The 17,379-nt window shown below is 62.6% G+C and carries 15 protein-coding genes and 1 pseudogene; 12 read left to right on the forward strand and 4 right to left on the reverse strand.

Translation table 11 applies throughout. From position 1 onward, the window contains the following. The 7 genes from ARUE_RS18670 to ARUE_RS18700 are packed head-to-tail and all read left to right on the forward strand — an operon-like array spanning position 1 to position 7,154. On the forward strand, positions 1-1,347 hold the full coding sequence (locus ARUE_RS18670; protein ID WP_014922876.1) for a sulfatase family protein: 1,347 nt from the start codon (positions 1-3) through the stop codon (positions 1,345-1,347). A gap of 20 nt (positions 1,348-1,367) precedes the next feature. Next, on the forward strand, positions 1,368-2,639 hold the full coding sequence (locus tag ARUE_RS18675) for a sugar ABC transporter substrate-binding protein (RefSeq protein ID WP_162486191.1): 1,272 nt from the start codon (positions 1,368-1,370) through the stop codon (positions 2,637-2,639). 29 nt (positions 2,640-2,668) lie between these two features. Then, entirely contained in the window at positions 2,669-3,625 is a 957-nt protein-coding gene (locus tag ARUE_RS18680; RefSeq protein ID WP_014922878.1) for a carbohydrate ABC transporter permease, read from the forward strand. Further along, complete coding sequence (locus ARUE_RS18685) at positions 3,622-4,521, forward strand: carbohydrate ABC transporter permease (RefSeq protein WP_162486192.1); 900 nt, start codon at positions 3,622-3,624, stop codon at positions 4,519-4,521. The genes ARUE_RS18680 and ARUE_RS18685 overlap by 4 nt, the downstream gene beginning before the upstream one ends. Next, entirely contained in the window at positions 4,518-5,444 is a 927-nt protein-coding gene (locus ARUE_RS18690; RefSeq protein ID WP_014922880.1) for a Gfo/Idh/MocA family protein, read from the forward strand. The genes ARUE_RS18685 and ARUE_RS18690 overlap by 4 nt, the downstream gene beginning before the upstream one ends. Before the next feature lie 26 nt (positions 5,445-5,470). After that, complete coding sequence (nagB, locus tag ARUE_RS18695; protein ID WP_014922881.1) at positions 5,471-6,262, forward strand: glucosamine-6-phosphate deaminase; 792 nt, start codon at positions 5,471-5,473, stop codon at positions 6,260-6,262. Positions 6,263-6,305: 43 nt separating this feature from the next. Further along, complete coding sequence (locus ARUE_RS18700; RefSeq protein WP_014922882.1) at positions 6,306-7,154, forward strand: CPBP family intramembrane glutamic endopeptidase; 849 nt, start codon at positions 6,306-6,308, stop codon at positions 7,152-7,154. 88 nt (positions 7,155-7,242) lie between these two features. Here the strand turns inward: ARUE_RS18700 and ARUE_RS23845 are convergent. After that, positions 7,243-7,845 (reverse strand): annotated as a pseudogene (locus ARUE_RS23845) (dihydrofolate reductase family protein); the annotation flags it as partial. A gap of 115 nt (positions 7,846-7,960) precedes the next feature. Between ARUE_RS23845 and ARUE_RS18715 the strand changes: the two are divergent. Next, positions 7,961-8,467: a methyltransferase family protein gene (locus tag ARUE_RS18715; RefSeq protein ID WP_014922883.1), complete on the forward strand. Its 507-nt coding sequence runs from the start codon at positions 7,961-7,963 to the stop codon at positions 8,465-8,467. Between the two features lie 22 nt (positions 8,468-8,489). On the opposite strand, the gene ARUE_RS18720 is transcribed toward ARUE_RS18715, so the two are convergent. The 3 genes from ARUE_RS18720 to ARUE_RS18730 form a co-directional block, all read right to left on the reverse strand. Then, complete coding sequence (locus ARUE_RS18720) at positions 8,490-9,542, reverse strand: PDDEXK nuclease domain-containing protein (protein ID WP_014922884.1); 1,053 nt, start codon at positions 9,540-9,542, stop codon at positions 8,490-8,492. A 48-nt stretch (positions 9,543-9,590) separates the two neighbouring features. Further along, the gene (locus ARUE_RS18725; protein WP_014922885.1) at positions 9,591-10,700 is read right to left on the reverse strand and encodes a substrate-binding domain-containing protein; all 1,110 of its coding nucleotides are present in this window, start codon (positions 10,698-10,700) and stop codon (positions 9,591-9,593) included. Between the two features lie 98 nt (positions 10,701-10,798). Further along, a complete protein-coding gene (locus ARUE_RS18730) occupies positions 10,799-12,820 on the reverse strand; it encodes an outer membrane protein assembly factor BamB family protein (RefSeq protein ID WP_014922886.1) in 2,022 nt (673 codons plus the stop codon). 289 nt (positions 12,821-13,109) lie between these two features. On the opposite strand from ARUE_RS18730, the gene ARUE_RS18735 reads away from it, so the two are divergent. From ARUE_RS18735 to ARUE_RS18750, 4 genes are all read left to right on the forward strand, one after another. Continuing rightward, entirely contained in the window at positions 13,110-14,423 is a 1,314-nt protein-coding gene (locus ARUE_RS18735; RefSeq protein WP_014922887.1) for an ABC transporter substrate-binding protein, read from the forward strand. Between the two features lie 69 nt (positions 14,424-14,492). Then, entirely contained in the window at positions 14,493-15,425 is a 933-nt protein-coding gene (locus ARUE_RS18740; protein ID WP_014922888.1) for a carbohydrate ABC transporter permease, read from the forward strand. After that, positions 15,422-16,360 (forward strand): carbohydrate ABC transporter permease, encoded by a 939-nt coding sequence (locus ARUE_RS18745; protein ID WP_014922889.1) that lies wholly within the window; start codon positions 15,422-15,424, stop codon positions 16,358-16,360. Before ARUE_RS18740 ends, ARUE_RS18745 begins: the two co-directional genes overlap by 4 nt. Beyond that, a complete protein-coding gene (locus tag ARUE_RS18750) occupies positions 16,357-17,370 on the forward strand; it encodes a hydroxyacid dehydrogenase (RefSeq protein ID WP_014922890.1) in 1,014 nt (337 codons plus the stop codon). The genes ARUE_RS18745 and ARUE_RS18750 overlap by 4 nt, the downstream gene beginning before the upstream one ends. Positions 17,371-17,379 lie beyond the last annotated feature (9 nt).

Below are 17,379 nucleotides of genomic sequence, written 5' to 3' on the forward strand. Positions count from 1 at the left end.
ATGCGCAACATTCTCCTGATCCATTGCCACGATCTGGGCCGCTTCCTGGGCACGTATGGCGTGGAGACCGTCTCCACACCCAACCTGGACGCCCTGGCAGACGAATCCACCCTCTTCGAACAGGCCTTCGCAACGGCCCCGCACTGCAGCCCTGCCCGCGCCTCACTGTTCACCGGGACGTATCCGCAGAGCAACGGCGTCCTGGGCCTCACCCACGAGCCGTTCGGCTGGGACCTGAAGGAACCCTCCCAGCACATCGCCTACAGGTTGAAGTCGGCCGGCTATCAGACCGAGCTGGTTGGCGTGCACCATGAATCCCGGGTTCTGGCCGACGATATTGTGGCCGGCAGGCTTGGCTTCGACCGTGCCCGTACGGGAGGTGCGCGGGACGTCGTCGTTCATCGCGCCACTGACGCACTGCGTCGGATGTCCGGCAGCGACCGTCCCTTCTACCTTCAAGTGGGCTTCACGGAACCGCACCGGGTGCCGTCCGAACGGGACCGCCCAGGCGTCATGGGGTTCCTGGCCGACGGCGTGAACCCGGACGTCTCGCGGGGGCATACAGTCCCTGCCCACCTGGTGGACAACGATGGCGCCCGCGAGGAAATCGCCGAACTACAGGGCGCCGTGAAGCACATGGACGAAGGCGTGGGCAGCATTCTCGCGGAACTCGATTCGTTGGGCCTCCGAGACCAGACACTGGTGCTGTTCACCACCGATCACGGCCTTGCGCTGCCCCGCGCCAAATGCACCTTGTACGACGCCGGACTGGGCGTTGCGCTGATGCTTCGCCACCCCGGCAACGCGGCATGGTCCGGGAAACGCGTGACGGACATCGTCAGCCACGTGGACGTCCTGCCCACCTTGCTGGAGCTGGCCGGACTGCCCTTCCCGGAAGGCCTCGCCGGGGCCAGCCTGCGTCCGGCCGTCGAAGCAGGCGAGGCTCCGCGAAGCCACTGCTTCAGCCAGTTGAGTTACCACACGTATTACGACCCCAAACGATCAGTGCGGACATCCACGCACAAGCTGATCGTCAACTTCTCCAACGCACCACGCGCCATGGATCCCACCCAATCCTGGATTCACCGCAGCCTACCGGCAGACCTTGGCGGGCCAACCATCGGCACCAGCCCGGCGCTGGAACTCTACGACCTCACCGTGGATCCAGAAGAACTGGACAACATCGCAGGCCAGCCGGAGCAGTCGGAAATCCTCAGGGATCTCTCCGCAACCCTCTTCGACTGGATGCGGGAATGCGGCGATCCCCTCCTTACCGCCCCCGTAGCAGCCAGCCGCCACAAGCTCGCCCTCGACGCGATCCACGAAGCCACCCTCACCCGAAAGTAGTCACCATGTTTACTCGAAAAATGCGCACCGCCACTTTGGCCACAGCCGTCGTCGTTACCGCGGCTTTGACGCTCACCGCTTGCGGTTCAGCCGGTTCGTCAACGTCCGACGGCGGCCAGGCCACCGGCAAGGTGACGCTCTGGATGTACCCCGTCATCAAGGACGAGACCGCCAGCAAGAAGTTCTGGCAGGACACTGAGGCAAGCTTCGAGACGGCCAACCCCGGAATCGACCTGACCATCGAGCTCCAGACGTTCGACAAGCGGGACGCCCAGATCTCGGCGGCGCTTGCCGCCGGCTCGGGACCCGACGTCGTACTTATTACGCCTGACCAAGCAGCCACGTACCGTAACGTCCGCGGCCTGCTGCCAGTAGATAAGGCTGTTGAGCAGGACAAGGACAGCTTCTACCCCGGCACGCTGGAGGCCGCGACGTTCGACGACGAAGTATTTGGCGTTCCGCTGTTCCAGAACATCAACACCACCGCTTACAACACCAAGATCTTCGCGGACGCAGGAGTACCGCTGCCCAAGACCTGGGATGACCTGCGCAGCGCGGCGCCGGTTCTGGCGAAGGAGGGCGTTGCCGTGATGGACTACGCCGGAAGCCCCGAGCAGACGCTCAACCTGTCCTTCTATCCGCTGCTGTGGCAGGCCGGCGGAACGGTTTTCACCGATGACGCCAAGGACATCGCTTTCGATTCCGAGGCCGGTGTTTCGGCACTCCAGTTACTGATCGACTTGAAGAAGCTCGGCGGGCTTCCCGCGGATGCGGCCACCGATGGACCCAAGGTTGAAGGTGCTCCGATCGCCACCGGCAAGGCCGCGATGCGGGCCACCACGTCATTGCCGGAATTGAAGCAGATGCGCGCCGCGCTCGGGGCCGAAAACGTTGCACTGGGCGCTCCGTTGCAGGGCAAGGTACAGGCGACCTACGGCAACCCCGGTTTGCTGGCACTGACCTCCATCAACAAGAAGGAAAACCGGGAAGCCGCATACAAGGTGATGAGCTACTTGAGCTCGGCCGAGTCCCAGAAGGCCCTCAATGCCGCCGCGGGAAACCTCCCCACCCGGACGGACGCCGCGGCATTGGGCACGGACGCGGACTCCCTGGCCATGGCAGAAGCTTTGAAGACCGCCAACCCCGGAGAATCGTCACCTGTTGCACGCCAGGTCATGGGTGCCCTGGCTCCCAACATCCAGGCCGCCCTCCGCGGTGATGTCACCGCCAAAGAAGCCCTTGACCGTGCAGCCACGGAAGCCCGCGGCATCCTGCAGCGCTCGGCATCCTAAGCCCGGCCCCACCACCGATTGGTCACCCCATGTCCATAAACACCCGAACCAGAAACACGCTGGCCGGCCGACATCCCGAGTTGACGGCCCCACAGCTCAAGCCTTTCGGGGCCAAGAAAGCCCGCAGCCGCGAGGCGCTGGCCGGCATCCTGTTCGTGCTTCCCACGCTGATCATTTTTGGCCTCTTCAAATTCCTCCCCATCTTTGGGGCCGGAGCCATGAGTCTGACCGAGTACAGCCTCAACGGTGATTTCGAGTTCCTAGGCGCAGATAATTACGTGCGCCTGGCCGAGGACCCCAACTTCTGGCAAAGCCTGCGCGTGACATTCCTGTACGTGGCGATCTTTGTTCCGTTCATCATCGCCGTGTCACTGGCCGGGGCCGTCCTCCTGGACAAACTGGTCCGGTTCACCGGCACCTTCCGGGCGTTGCTCTTCATTCCGTACCTCAGCTCGTTCGTGATGGCCGGCATCATCTGGACCTGGATCTTCTCCACCGACGGTCCGCTCAATGCCGCACTGGGCAGCTTGGGCATGGGGCCCGTTCCCTTCACCTCAGGCCCTCAACTGCTGGTCCTCTTGTCCCTGGCCGTGGTGTCAGTGTGGAAAGGCTTCGGCTACTCCATGCTGATCTTCCTGGCCGGCCTCAAAGCCCAGCCCGCTGAAGTCCACGAAGCCGCCCGCATTGACGGGGCCGGCGCGTGGAAATCGTTTTGGTACGTGACGCTGCCGCTCCTGAAGCCCGTGGTGTTCTTCGTCCTGGTCATCGAGACGATCGTGGGGTTCCAGGTCTTCGACACCATCTACGTGATGACCGGAGGCGGACCCGCCCGGGCCAGCCACAGCCTCATCTACTTCCTGTTCGATGAAGGCTTCAAGTTCTTCGACTTCGGCTACGCATCGGCCATCGGCGTGGTGCTGTTCGTCATTGTGCTCATCCTCTCGCTCATCCAGCAGCGCTTCTTCGAAGGTAAGGACTCCAAGTGACCGCCACCCTTTCCACTCCAGCTGGTGGGCGTCACCCCGCCGGACGTCCCGTCCAAGGCCCCGCCGGGCATAGTCCCCGGCGGAATACCGAGAAGCGCCGCCAGCGCACCCTGACATGGGTGTTGGCAGTAATCTCGCTCTTCACCGTTGCACCGCTCATTGCCGTTGCAGTGCTGGCGCTTTCCCCCGCCGACGCGCCCACGTTGCCGTATGCGCTGCCGTCGTCGCTGACGTTGGACAACATTGTCCGCATCTTTAACGTGGGCGAGTTTCCTCTCTGGCTCTGGAACTCGTTCCTGTACTCGGCTGTGTCCGTGGTGGTTGTGTTGCTCACGGCATCCATGGCCGCCTACGCGTTGGCCCGCAAGAGGTTCCCGGGACGGAACGCGCTGCTGTGGGCCATCATCGCCACCATGATGGTGCCCGTCCAAGCCACCCTGATCCCCACGTTCATCCTCATCTCCAAAATGGGCGGGGTGAACACCCTCTGGGGGCTGATCCTGCCCACGCTGGCCAACGCCCAGGCGATCTTCCTCATCCGGCAGTTCGTACGGGACATGCCCGAGGAACTCTTCGATGCCGCCCGCATCGACGGTGCCGGCGAATGGCGGACGTTCTGGCAGATCGTCCTCCCCTGGATCCGTCCCGTCCTGGCGACTCTGGCAATCTTCGTCTTCCTGTGGCACTGGAATGATCTCCTGTGGCCCTTGGTGGTGGGCCAGTCGGACGCAGCCAGGACGCTCACGGTGGGCTTGGCAACGTTGAACACCGAGACCGCCTCCACGTCCAACGTTATGGCAGCAACACTGGTCAGTTTCATCCCGTGCCTGGTGATCTTCGCCCTCCTGCAAAAGCACATCGTCGCCAGCATCACGCACAGCGGGGTCAAAGGATGACCTCTGCCGCGCCGATCCGTTTTGGGCTCATCGGGGTCGACTCCCCGCACGCGCCTTCCTTTACGCGTCTCTTCGGCAATGGCATCGACGGCGTGGTCCCCGGCGGCACGGTGACGCACGCTTGGAAGGGGGAGGCGTCGTCGGACTTTCCTTTGAGCCGCGACCGTATCGGCAGCTTCGCGGACGAGGTGAGCGGGCTCGGCGTCACCATGTGCGACTCGCCGGAAGCGGTGGCCGAGGCTTGCGACGCCCTACTGATCGTGTCCTCGGATGCACGGACGCACCCGCGCTACTTTGAGCGGGTGGTGCGATACGGCAAGCCGATCTACGTGGACACGCGCTTCGCCCCGACTCTCGCTGAGGCACGACGAATGCTCGCCCAGGCCCGGGCTTCCGGTTCCTTGGTACTGGCCGGGTCACCCAAGCGATTCACGCCGGAATTCCAGAGGGCTCTTGGTTCTGCCACCGCTCGACAGGTGTGGCTTGACGGTCCGCTTCCAACCCAACCGGGCCACCCCGGCTTCGCCTGGTACGGCGTGCACCTGGTGGACCTCGCCGTTGCGGCGCTTGGTTCTGTCGCCACCCGCACCGGAAAGGCAATGGTCGACGCCGAGGGGCCAGGAACGGCTGTCAGGCCAACCTCGGTGACGGTCGACTGGGGCGACGGCCGGGTGGCGACCATGAGCGGCGAATCCGAATGGACCCCGCACACGCTGGGCCGGATTGAAACCACCGAGGGTCTGGCCACCTTCTCGATCGAAGCCGGGCCCCCGATGCTGGTGGGCCTCCTTGAGGACATTGTGGAATCGTGCCGCAGCGGCAGGCCCAATGTGCCGCTGCCCGAAATCCTCAGCATCGTGGCCATCGTGGAAGCAACCAACAGGAGCCTCGAAACGGGAGTCCCCGTGACAGTAGGCAGCTAGTGACGCACCCAAATGTTAGGAAACCCATGGCAGAAATCATCATTGTCCGCGACCAGGCCGAGGCTGGCTCCCTCGCCGCTTCCATCATCGCCCAGCAGATCAGTTCGAATCCCGCTACCGTGCTGGGCCTGGCTACGGGCTCCACCCCACTCTCCACGTACGCAGCTTTGGCGCGGGCCGTCCGTGACCATCGGATCGATGTTTCCGGCGTACATGGCTTTGCCCTGGACGAGTACCTCGGGGTTCCTCCGCAGCACCCGGAAAGCTACCGCTCGGTCATCACCCGCGAAGTGGTTGAGCCGTTGGGATTGAATCCGGATCAGGTCTTCACACCGCGCGGAACTGGCGAACACATTGGCCGGGCCGGGGCGGAGTACGAAGAGTTGATCGCCGAGGCCGGTGGCGTCGACCTCCAGATTTTGGGCATCGGTTCCAACGGACACATCGCCTTCAACGAACCGGGCTCCTCGTTGGCTTCACCCACCCGGATCAAGGCCTTGGCGGAGCAAACCCGCAGGGACAACGCCCGATTCTTCGGAAACCCTGACGAGGTTCCAACGCATTGCATCACCCAAGGGCTGGGGACCATCCTCCGTGCTAGGCACTTGGTCCTCCTGGCCTTCGGGGCGAACAAGGCACATGCCGTTGCCGCAGCATTGGAAGGACCTGTCTCCTCGGCCGTGCCTGGCTCGGTGGTTCAGCAGCATCCCCACGCCACGATCATCATCGATGAAGAGGCCGCGTCCATGGTGGCGCACGCCCAGTATTACCGGCATGCCTGGCGATCGGCGCAGGAGCTGAATGCAGTAGGTTTTTAGCGGGGGCAAACGCATCCCGTATTCCATGAAAAGGGGACCGTACATGGGGCAGGATTCACTCACATCCGGCTGGAAAGCATTCTGGAACCGGGGCGGGTGGTGGCGGTCCCTTCTCTTGGTGGTGCTCTACATGGCCTTCTATCTGGGCGCCGGCCTGCTGATCGGTGCGGTCGCTGGAGACCAGATAGACACGGAGGACATCTTCCGCACGCCTCAGAGTGTGTTCTTCGGCATCACATTCTCGCTGATTGTTGGCAGTGTGGTGCTGCTGGCCTTCTTGTCCTCCACAGGCTGGCTCAGGCCGCTCTTCGCGCCGCAGCCCATCAAGGGGAAGTGGTGGATGTGGGTGGCGCCGTTCTTCTTGGTGGTCGCTATTGTCCTTCGCTTCCTGGGCATCGATTACGGCAGCTATGAGGCCTCGGTGGTGGTGGTCACCCTCCTCACTGGCTTGTTGATCGGCTTCGCCGAAGAGGTGCTGACGCGTGGCATCGTAGTGAAAATGCTGCGGGACTCAGGGAAGTCCGAGTGGGTGGTCATGGTGCTTTCATCGCTGATTTTCGCCCTCCTGCACGCAGCCAACGCCCTTTCCGGTCAACCGATCGCCACAGTCCTGGTGACTGTCGGTTTCACCTTCGGGTTCGGGATCTGCATGTACCTGACCCTGCGCGTCACCGGCAACCTGATCTGGCCGATCATCCTTCACGCACTGTACGATCCCACCCTTTTCCTCGCCACAGGCGGCATTGACCAGGCAGCCGCCGGCCCGCAGAGCCCCTTCCTGGTGCTTGCCGGGCCGGCCAACATGATTTACATCCTGATCGCTTTGGTCGCATTGATTGTGGTTCGTGGAAAGGTTCAGCGCGCGCCTTTGTCCGAACCTGTGTTGAGCTAGTTCCACCAAACAGAAGCGTTCGACGGCGGGTTGCCACCCGCCGTCGAAGGCTTCTGTTGTGCTTGCAGTACTTGGTGCGCTGTTTGGCCTGGCTGATGTCGATGCCTGTGACCGGGGCGCCCGCCCGCTCGTAAACGAGGGCGACGGCGCCCTTCGCGAAGCCACGCGGTGGCTGCGCCAGGCGGAAGGCCGCGGGCACGCCGGCTCCGTCGGGGAACAGGCGCTTACCCGAGCCAAACGTGAGCGGGTAGAGGTACCAGTTGAGCCGGACCACGAGGTCTGCTTCGAGTAATGACCTGGCGAGGTCGCCGCTGCCGATGACGTGGATGTCTTGGAATCTGTCCTTCAAAGCTTCCACGTCCGTAACGTCCGGCAATGCTGTGGTCCCTGTCCATCCGGGGTCTCTCAGGGTCCGCGAGACCACAAACTTCGGCAGGGCGTTGAAGGTGTCGGCAATGTGGTCACTCTGGTTGGGCCAGAACCCGGCGAAGATGTCATAGGTCCTGCGGCCCAGCAGCAGCGCGTCCATCCGGTCGATTCCTGCGACGATCGCCTCGCCGCTCTCCTCGTCCGAGTAAGCCGCCTGCCAACCTCCGAACTCGAACCCGCCCGACGTATCCTCGTCGGGACCGACCGGCGCTTGATACACGCCGTCGAGGGTGATGAAAAGGTCAACGGAGAGAATTCCCAGGGTGTGCTCCTCTTGGTGAGTTCTTCCAGGGCTCTTTGATGCGCGCCATGCTAGTCCGGACGCCGAGTCGGCGGGAGGGTCGCGCGGTAAGCCGGGTGGGGCTATTCTGGCGCGCATGGCCCAGGCAAGCTCACCAGCACGTGCGTGGATCGGGACGGTTCTCTTCCTGTTCCTCGCCCCTGGCATCGTGGCAGGACTCGTTCCCGGGCTGATCTCCGGCTGGCGGTGGTTTGACTGGGGCTCAGCGTGGATTGTGTTGTTCTTTGCGTGGAGCGCCATCGCTGCTGGGGTGGCCTTCCTCCTACACGCTTTCGCGTTGTTTGCCGTGCACCGCGGAACGCCCGCTCCTGTGGCTCCCACTGAAACGCTGGTGGTGAGGGGCGCCTACCGCTTTGTGCGCAATCCGATGTACCTCGCGGTGCTGAGCATCATTCTGGGCCAGGCACTGCTGTTCGGAAGTTGGGGGCTGGTGATCTATGCGGTGATTGTCCTCGCCGCGGTAGTCGCGTTTGTGAAGGGCTACGAGGAACCAACCCTCACCGAGACCTACGGCGAGCAATACCTGAACTACCGACGCCATGTCCCGGGGTGGTGGCCGCGGTTCACGCCGTGGCGGGAGTGACTTCAATTGTTGGCGTTACCGCCTAAGTGTGTTCGGTCTGTCCCTCGTCAGGTTCTGCCCATTCGAGGGCAGCGACCAGGTGGCTTTCGTTGGGCAGGGCTTGCTGTTCGGAGGCTGGGAGCTTGTCGTATGTATAGGCGGCGACTGCCATGGGTGAGGTTGACCGCCCTAGGCTGTACCTGACGCTGCGGTCGTTCTTAGTGCCGCAGATCAGGATGCCAATCGTTTCGTTGTGATGCTCCCGGCGAAGCATGTCATCCACAAGGGCAACGTAAAAGTTCAGCTTGCCGGCGTACTCAGGCTGGAACTTTCCTGTCTTGAGCTCTACGACGACGTACCGGTTCTGGTCCATGTGGAAGAACAGCATGTCGACGTAGTAATCGTCGCCGTCGACATCGAAGTGGACCTGCCGGCCAACGAACGAGAATCCCGGCCCGAGTTCCCTGAGGGTTTCAGTGATTCGGCTGGTAAGGGCCAGTTCAAGGTCCCGTTCGGCGACTTCCCCCGACAGGCCGAGAAATTCGAAGCTGTAGGGGTCCTTGGCCACCTGCTGGGCCAGTTCGGAATCTTGTCCAACAAGCCGTTGGACAAAGTTCGATGGCGCCGCGCCTGTCCTTTCCAACGTCCGGTTCATGATCATGTTCAGCAGGACGTTGCGAGACCAGCCGTGGTCAACTGCGGCGCCAGCGTACAAATCCCGGTCCTCCGGCATGTCTAGTTTGTCCAACAGCACTGTGATGTGGCCCCACGGCAATTGTCCAACGGCTTGTTGGACAATTGAATCCGGCCAGGCGGCCGCGAATCCCCGCATATAGAAAAGGTTGGATCGCGATAGGCCCTTCATCTCCGGGAACTCTGCACGGAGGTCCTCGGCCAGGCGTCCCATGACCCCGCTCCCCCATTGCTCCGCCTGCTGGCGCTCCAACACAGTCTTCCCGATCGACCAATACAACTCGATCAGCTGTGTGTTGACGGTTCGACGGGCGGTCTGACGCGCATCGCGCACGCGTTTCTTGAGCGCGTCTAAGAGATCTTTGTAATCTGCGGGTAAAGCCAGGGCACGCGAATCAGTCATGCACACAAACCTATTGACCGCCACTGACATTTCTCAGAGCTGCTCCCCCTACTCCACATCCTCCCCCGGCACGGTGGACTCCCGGATGATCAGTTTCGGGGCCAGGCTCACCCGGCGGAGCGCCGGCGAAACCGCAGAGCCGGTCTTTCCGGCAAGACGTTCCATGCACATGGCGACGGCGGCGTGGCCTACGTCCCGCTTCGGAGGGGCGATGGAGGTCAGGGGCACGGGGGCGAGGTCCGCCACCTCGTCGTCGTAGGCCACGATCGCCAGGTCCTCCGGGACGTCAAGCCCTGCTTCCTCGGCGAGGTTAATCAACGTGATGGCTTCCTCGTCCGGGAGCACCAGGGCCGCGTGCGTCTCAGTGCGACGGCAGTCTCTGAGGAATTTCGCGAACTCTTTTTGGTTGTTGCCTGCGCCCACCACTGAACGAACGTATTCCATGATGGGCGCATCAGTTTCGAGCCCCAGCTTGGCTACCATGCGCTCGTGGCTTTCACGGAGCCACGGCGCTGTGGGGCTGGTGGCGATGGCAAGCCCTATCCTGCGGTGGCCCAGGGATGCGAGGTGCTCAAGGGCAAGCTCGGCACCATAACTGTGATCGGACATCACGGATTCGAACACCCGGCTTGAACGTTCCACGAGCACTACGGGGATTCGCAGCCCGGACAGCAGCTCGAACGTTGGAGATCCGGGTTCAAGGGATCCGGCGGTTGCCAACAGTATCCCGTCCACGGAGTTGGCCACCATGCGTTGGAGCTGCCGGTGTTCGTCTTCCGCGGAGTAGTTGCTGACCCCCAGAATCAGCCGGGCATTCAATTCCCTGGCGGCTGATTCCGCGCCGCGGATGACCTCCGGAAAGTAGTAGCCCGTGGTCGGGACAATGAGGCCCAGGGTCGCGAGCGGCTGGCGGGATCTCCTGTGAACGGTGTCGCCTGGCCGTTCGGAGGGGACGGGAACGGCGCCGCCGTGGACCCGGCGCAGCAGCCCTTGGGCAGCCAGCTGTGTCAGGTCCCGACGGATGGTCATGGTGGACAGCCCGGTCTTCTCCGCGAACCCATTGACGGTCAGGGATCCCCGCATTTCAAGCTCGCGCAGAATCTTCTCGTGGCGTTCGCCGCTAAGCATGCCCACCCTCTCCGGAATCCAGATGTTCAAACAAGCATAGGTGACCGTATGCACGTGCGTTGCGGGGCCCGCTCTGCGCGGTAAATACTCGCCAGAGAGCGCAAAGCAGGCCCCGCAACGCCGGGCACCTACCGCCGGGGGTGGTCGTTGATCCGCACGAGGTTCCTCCCACGCATGGTGTAGAGGTAGCCGTCCTCATCGTTGTTAATGTGCGAGCCGCTGTACCAAGCGCCGTCGATGTCGGCCACCACGGTGGCAAGCTCGAAGGTCTTCGGGTCGAAGCGGAAGACGTGGGTGTTGGAAACGCCATACACCGCGCCGCGGTTGGTGACCAGGGCCGCGAAGCCGTAGCAGACGGAGCTGATATCGGCTTGATGCACCACTTTGCGCTTCGGCAGGTCTATGACAAAAACGCTGCCCTTGCGGGAGATGCCGTAGAGATACTTCCCCTGCACAGCCAGGGCGGAGACGCCGGCACCCTGGCCTGGATCGATCCGCCACAGCTCCTTGCCCGCAATGGGATCGAACGCCACTACTGTCCCTGCCCCGGTGATGCCCGGGAGGCCGCCGCCTAAGTAGGCCACGCCCTCGCGGCTGGCAACAGCGCGAACCAGCTGGACGTCGTCGATGGGGTTGACGAAGAAGCCCTTCTTTCCGGTTCGGGGGTCGTAAGTCCACAGCGAACCGCCGCCTTCGGTGTCTGCCTGGGTGACTACCAGGACAAGCTTGTTGCGCTCGTCCCAGCACACATCCAGCGGCCGGTTCTGTTCCTTGGGGAACTCCGCCACTTGCGTGATCGGGTTTCCGTCAAGTGGGTTGTAGCTCCAGATGCCCTGGCCGCTGTATTGGCCTGTATAAAGGGCCCCATCCACAACGATCGCGTCCTTCGCCTCGCCGGGGGCCCTCATGTTCGTGACGTGGCCATCCTTCAGCGAACGCCGGGCGATGACGCCATTGCCACCCACGTAGACGTAGCCCGCGCCAGCAGCAATTCCCATCACCGTTTGAGGATCCGACGGCGCACCGGCCTCACCCAGGTCAGTGGTCTTCGATGTCCCGGCAAGGGGGTCGATCTCGGCGATGAAGCCATAACCGGAGGTGACCAGCAACTTCCCATCCCTGGAATCGACACCCCAGACTTCCCCGAGCGAGGGGCCCTCAAACGGCACGGCAGCGATCGTGTTCGATGCCAGCGAGTAGGCGAGTAGTCCGGTCTCGTTGGCGAAATAGACGTTGTCCCCCATCACCGCGAAACTCTTGGCCACCTTGCCTTCCGAGACCGTCAGTGTGTACGACGAGTGGTTGGCCAGACTGAGAGCGGCCATCTTGGCGTTCTCCAACGATCCCGCGGAGCTGACCACAAGCTTGTCCCCCGCCACTGCGAGGTCGCGGATGCTGGGATCTGGCAGGATTTCGGACGGAGTCACGTTGGTGAACTTCCTGGAAGCTGTGTCGTAGGCGTAGAGGCAGGCCCGGCTGGCGCCACTTCCGCCGTTGAGCGTGCTGCCCGCACCGAAGAACACCGTGGCGTCCGTCGCGGCCACGGCGCGGGCCAAGGTTGCTCCCGCGTCCGGGATGCCAAGACTCGCTACCTGGCCGGTGGCGGGGTTGTATTCCCACAGCGCTGGTGCGGTGCTGCTTCCGCCGCCAACTGCATAAAGCCGGCCATTGGGTGCAACGCTGATGTCCCGGACATCCCGGTCTCCGATGTAGCCGATCGCCGTAGCCTTGGTGCCGAGACTGTTGAGGTCCCAACGGAACAGGTTCGGCAGCGTGCCGGCGGCTTTCTGGAGGACACCCGCGTAAAGGTACCGGCCTGAAGGATCGGCGGCCAACGTCTGGATGGAGTGGCCGTTGCTGAGTTCGGTTTGGCCGATGACCTTGCCCGTAGGGACGTGGAAGGCAATGATCCGGACCGGCTCCAGGTTGCGGGAACCGATGTACAGAACATCGCCAACCAGCAGGCCGCTCATCAGGGAGAACTGTACGACGGCGGGACCCAGGTCCAGGATTTCCGTCGCCTTGGGCTTCGAGCCCAGAAGGGCGGACGCCGACGCCGGTTGGCCGGCTGCCAGCCCGATGGCCGCGGCGAGTGACGCTGCTCCGCCTACTTGAAGGACTGACCGTCTGCTGATGTTCGATTTCTCCATTGGAATCCCTGTTCTTAGGTGATGGCTTTTCAGTAGTCGCCGTTTCGGGTGTCCAGAATTCATAACAGCGTGAAGCTGACAGCGTCCAGCATTTCTGTTCGTTCAAACAGAATTGACGGCGAAGTTCCACAGCCAAGTCAACAGAGACCCTTAAACTCGTCACTCGGCAATGTTTGAAAATGTTTGAAATCTTGTAGATGTTCGAAGCGGCGCGGTTACATGGATTCACCTCATGTGGCCCCAACCACACAAACCTTCTTCGCATCGCAAGTCTTCAAAGGAGAACACCATGAAGCGTCGTCATCTCTTTGCCGGAGTAGCTGGCTTGGCCGCCAGCACTCTGTTGCTGGCCGCCTGCGGTACTGGCCCCACCCCAGCGGCAGCGCCCACCCCCACGGAAGATCCCTCAGGATCCATCACCTTCTGGTCCTCGTTGGCAGGCATGGACAAAGTGGCCGAAGCGTTCAACGCCAGCCAGGACAAGATCAAGGTCAGCTTCGAAACCATCCCCAACGGTGCCAACGGTGGCTACGCAAAACTCTCCACCGCCATCACGGCAGGCAACGGCCCTGACGTAGCCACCATCGAATATCCGCAGCTGCCGCAGTTCGTCAGCAACAGCCAGGTGATCCCGCTCGATGGATTGATCAACAAGGCCGAGACCGTGGACAAGCTCACGGACGAGACCAAGGCTTTGGTCCAGTTCGGTGAGAAAACCTACGCGCTTCCGTACGACGCAGCCCCCATGCTCATGTGGTACCGCCAAGACATGCTGGCGAAGGCCGGCGTCGAGGTCCCCAAAACCTGGGATGAATTCGAACAGGCCGGCAAAATGCTCAAAGCAGTAGCGCCTGACTCCTACCTGGCCAGCTTCAACCCCAACGAGGTAGCGGCGAGCGCCGGATTGGCCTGGCAGGCAGGTGCCAAGTGGTTCGGCACCGAGGGTGACAGTTGGAAGGTGGGCGTCAATGATGAGGCCACGCAGAGGGTTGCCTCTTACTGGCAGAAGCTCATTGACCAGAAGATCGTCAAGGTCAGCCAAGCCTACAGTGACGAGTGGAGCCTGGACCTGGCCAACAGCAACGTAGTTGGCGTGCTGGGTGCCAACTGGAGCGCCACGGGCATCCAGAAGCGCACCGAGGCCAGCGGCCAGAAGGGCCAGTGGATCGCTGCGGAACTGCCGACGTGGGGCAACGAGTCCGGCGCCTTCTATGGCGGATCCAGCTTCAACGTGACCAAGAGCAGCAAGAATCCGGCCGCGGCCGCCAAGTTCGTCGAGTTCCTCACCACCAGCCAGGAAGCCATCAAGGCCCGCGGCAACACCGGCTCCGCTTTCCTTGCCTTCCCGGGCCTGACGCCGGTGGCGCAGAAGGCGTATGACGCCAGCTACTTCGGCAACGACATCTACGAGGTCTTCACCAAGGCGTACGGCACCATCACCCCGGGCTGGCAGTGGGGTCCCAACTGGGACATCACCAACACTGCGCTCAAGGACGCCTACGGCAAGCTGACCACCGGCGGTACCATCCATGACGCCGTGGATACTGCCCAGGACGCCACCGTGGCAAGCCTGAAGCAGGCCGGCCTTTCCGTCAAAGAGTAACTCCGCCACCGAATAGCCACACAGGCAGGGGGCCTCAGGATGAGGCCCCCTCCAAGCTAGGAGAATCCCATGGCCACCCAGGCCCTCACCACCACAGTGCGCCGCCGAGGCCGTGCACTGGCGGGAACCGGCGGAAGGACTGCCGCGCTGTTCCTGGTTCCCTTCTTCGCGGTCTTCGCGATCGCCATGATCGCACCGGTGATCTACTCCCTGGTGCTGAGTTTCCACTCGCAGCAGAAGTCCGGGCTGGGCTTCGGGGAAGCCAAGACGGTCTTCGTTGGACTTGAGAACTATGTGCAGGTCTTCCAGTCCGAAACGTTTGTGGAAGGCATCGCCCGCCTTGGCTTGTACTGCCTGATCTACATTCCCTGCATGGTGGGCGGCGCAGTGGTCTTCGCCCTCCTCCTGGATGCAACGGTGGCCAAGGCGCGCAAGCTCTTCCAGCTCCTGGTGTTCCTTCCCCACGCAGTACCCGGCGTCATCGCCGCCCTCATTTGGGCCTATCTCTACACCCCGGGTATCAGTCCGCTGATCCAGGCTCTCCAAGGCGGGGGGATCCAGATCAACTTCCTCGACGCGCACTTGGTTCTTCCGTCCATCGTGAACATCGGCGTCTGGGAGTGGACCGGTTACAACGTCATCATTCTGTTCACCGCTTTGCAGGCTGTTCCCCGCGAAATCCTGGAAGCCGCCCGCGTGGACGGTGCCGGCGAAATCCGCGCGGCCATCAGCATCAAGTTCCCGCTGATCCTTCCGGCGCTGAGCGTGATCATGCTCTTCACCATCATCGGAACCCTGCAACTGTTCACGGAACCGTCCATCATCTCCAAGGCCACAGCATCAGTCACCAGTACTTGGGTTCCCAACCTCTGGGCCTACGACGCGGCCTTCATCCGTCACAACCTCAACCAGGCCGCGGCTGCCTCCATCATCATCGCCGGACTGGCCGCAGTCCTGTCCCTGGCCGTCACCCGCCTTAGCTCCAGGATGAACAAATCATGAGCGCCTCAACTCTCCCCCGCCCCCGCACTACCCCGGACACAGCAACTCCCCGCCGCGCCGGATCCCGTTCCAACCGCACCGGATCCAGCTCCAACCGCGGCGGTGGCTTCGCCAGCAAGCTCACCGTCAACGGTCTCCTGATCATCGGCTCCGCCTACATGGTGGTACCGGTCCTGTGGCTGGTGTTCGCCTCCACCAAGAACGCGGCGGACCTCTACGGCACCAGCGCCTACGCTCTGGGGAACTTCTCCTTGTTCGAGAACATCGCCAACGTGGCCAAGCAGGACGGAGGCCTGTTCTTCCGATGGCTGGGTAACTCCGTGATGTATGCCGGTGTTGGCGCCGTGCTGGGCAGCCTGATTTCGGTGATGGCCGGCTATGCGTTCGACAAGTTCCAGTTCCGTTGGAAAGACTCACTCTTCGGTTTCGTCCTGGTGGGCGTCCTGATTCCCAACACGGCCACGGTGCTGCCCATGTACCTTCTGGCCTCCCTGGTGGGCATGACCAACACCATCTGGGCCGTCCTCATCCCAGTCCTGTGCAACCCCTTCGGTGTGTACCTGGCGCGGGTTTACTCCGCCAGCTACGTTCCTGCCGAAACCCTTGAAGCCGCACGCATGGACGGCGCCGGACCCATCCGGTCCTTCTTCTCCCTGGGCCTGCCCATGATGATGCCCGGCTACATCACCATTGCCCTGTTCCAGTTCGTGGGGGTGTGGAACAACTTCATGCTTCCCCTGGTGATGCTCCAGGACCAGCAATTGCTGCCCGTCAGCGTCGGCATCTCCATCTGGCAGGGCTACTCGGTACCGCAGCCTGAATTCACACCAATGGTCATCACGGGTTCTCTGCTGTCCATCATTCCGCTGCTGGTGGCCTTCATCATGCTGCAGCGTTTCTGGAAGTCCGGCCTCACTGCAGGGAGCGTCAAATGACAACAACATCACTGAACGTCGCAATGGCCATGGGTCCCGGCGTCGTCGACCGGGTCTTTCCGTCCCGCAGGCTGGAGGCCCTGGGTCCGGGGCTGCGGCTGCTCAGCCCGACGCCCATGGAAGACTTCACCGCGCCGCGTTCGCTGGAACTCCTTGCGGAGACGGACATCCTCATCACCGGCTGGGGATGCCCGAAACTGGACGCCGCTGCCCTGGCCGCGGCCCCGCGCTTGACCCATGTCCTCCATGCCGGAGGCACGGTAAGGCATCACGTGGGCGAGGAGTGCTGGGAAAGGGGCATTGAAATCAGCACGGCTGCCGATGCCAACTCCATTCCGGTTGCCGAATACACGGTGGCCATGATCCTGCTGGCCAACAAGAGAGTCCTGCAGATCGCCCGCAAGCTCCACACCGAGAGGGTGGAAATCGAGCCGGACCAGGTGTTTCCGGACATGGGCAACTTCGGCAAGCGGGTGGGCATCATTGGCGCCTCAAGGATCGGCAAGCACGTCATCCGCCTCCTGAAGTCCTACGACGTGAAGGTCTTCGTCTCCGACCCCTTCCTGGACCAGGCCGCGGCGGCCGCGCTCGGCGTCGAACGTCTTGGTCTGGAAGAGCTGGTGGCCACGTGCGATGTCGTCAGCCTCCACGCGCCGTCGCTCCCGTCCACCTACAACCTGATCCACCGGGCGCTGGTGGCGAGCTTCAAGCCGGGAGCCACCTTCATCAACACCTCCCGTGGCGAACTGGTTGATCAGGATGCGTTACTCGGTCGCATAGAACAAGGCGACCTCTACGCAGTCCTGGACGTCACTACGCCTTGGGTGCTGCCCGCGGACTCAGGCTTCTACACCCATCCCAACGTGCTGCTCACACCGCACCTGGCAGGTTCACTGGGCATGGAACTGGAGCGCATGGCGGTCAGCACCATCGAGGAAGCGCGCCGGATCTCCCGCGGCGAACCTCTCCTCCACAGGCTCAACGCCAAAGACCTCGCCTTCACCGCCTAACGGCCACTG

It is taken from the genome of Arthrobacter sp. Rue61a (assembly GCF_000294695.2).
In the GTDB taxonomy this organism is placed as follows: domain Bacteria; phylum Actinomycetota; class Actinomycetes; order Actinomycetales; family Micrococcaceae; genus Arthrobacter; species Arthrobacter aurescens_A.

Excerpts from the sequence above, each read along its gene's own strand:
- ARUE_RS18670 (WP_014922876.1), top strand. The coding sequence starts at position 1 with ATGCGCAACATTCTCCTGATCCATTGCCACGATCTGGGCCGCTTCCTG.
- ARUE_RS18675 (WP_162486191.1), top strand. The coding sequence starts at position 1,368 with ATGCGCACCGCCACTTTGGCCACAGCCGTCGTCGTTACCGCGGCTTTG.
- ARUE_RS18680 (WP_014922878.1), top strand. The coding sequence starts at position 2,669 with ATGTCCATAAACACCCGAACCAGAAACACGCTGGCCGGCCGACATCCC.
- ARUE_RS18690 (WP_014922880.1), top strand. The coding sequence starts at position 4,518 with ATGACCTCTGCCGCGCCGATCCGTTTTGGGCTCATCGGGGTCGACTCC.
- nagB (WP_014922881.1), top strand. The coding sequence starts at position 5,471 with ATGGCAGAAATCATCATTGTCCGCGACCAGGCCGAGGCTGGCTCCCTC.
- ARUE_RS18700 (WP_014922882.1), top strand. The coding sequence starts at position 6,306 with ATGGGGCAGGATTCACTCACATCCGGCTGGAAAGCATTCTGGAACCGG.
- ARUE_RS18715 (WP_014922883.1), top strand. The coding sequence starts at position 7,961 with ATGGCCCAGGCAAGCTCACCAGCACGTGCGTGGATCGGGACGGTTCTC.
- ARUE_RS18720 (WP_014922884.1), bottom strand. The coding sequence starts at position 9,542 with ATGACTGATTCGCGTGCCCTGGCTTTACCCGCAGATTACAAAGATCTC.
- ARUE_RS18730 (WP_014922886.1), bottom strand. The coding sequence starts at position 12,820 with ATGGAGAAATCGAACATCAGCAGACGGTCAGTCCTTCAAGTAGGCGGA.
- ARUE_RS18735 (WP_014922887.1), top strand. The coding sequence starts at position 13,110 with ATGAAGCGTCGTCATCTCTTTGCCGGAGTAGCTGGCTTGGCCGCCAGC.
- ARUE_RS18740 (WP_014922888.1), top strand. The coding sequence starts at position 14,493 with ATGGCCACCCAGGCCCTCACCACCACAGTGCGCCGCCGAGGCCGTGCA.
- ARUE_RS18745 (WP_014922889.1), top strand. The coding sequence starts at position 15,422 with ATGAGCGCCTCAACTCTCCCCCGCCCCCGCACTACCCCGGACACAGCA.
- ARUE_RS18750 (WP_014922890.1), top strand. The coding sequence starts at position 16,357 with ATGACAACAACATCACTGAACGTCGCAATGGCCATGGGTCCCGGCGTC.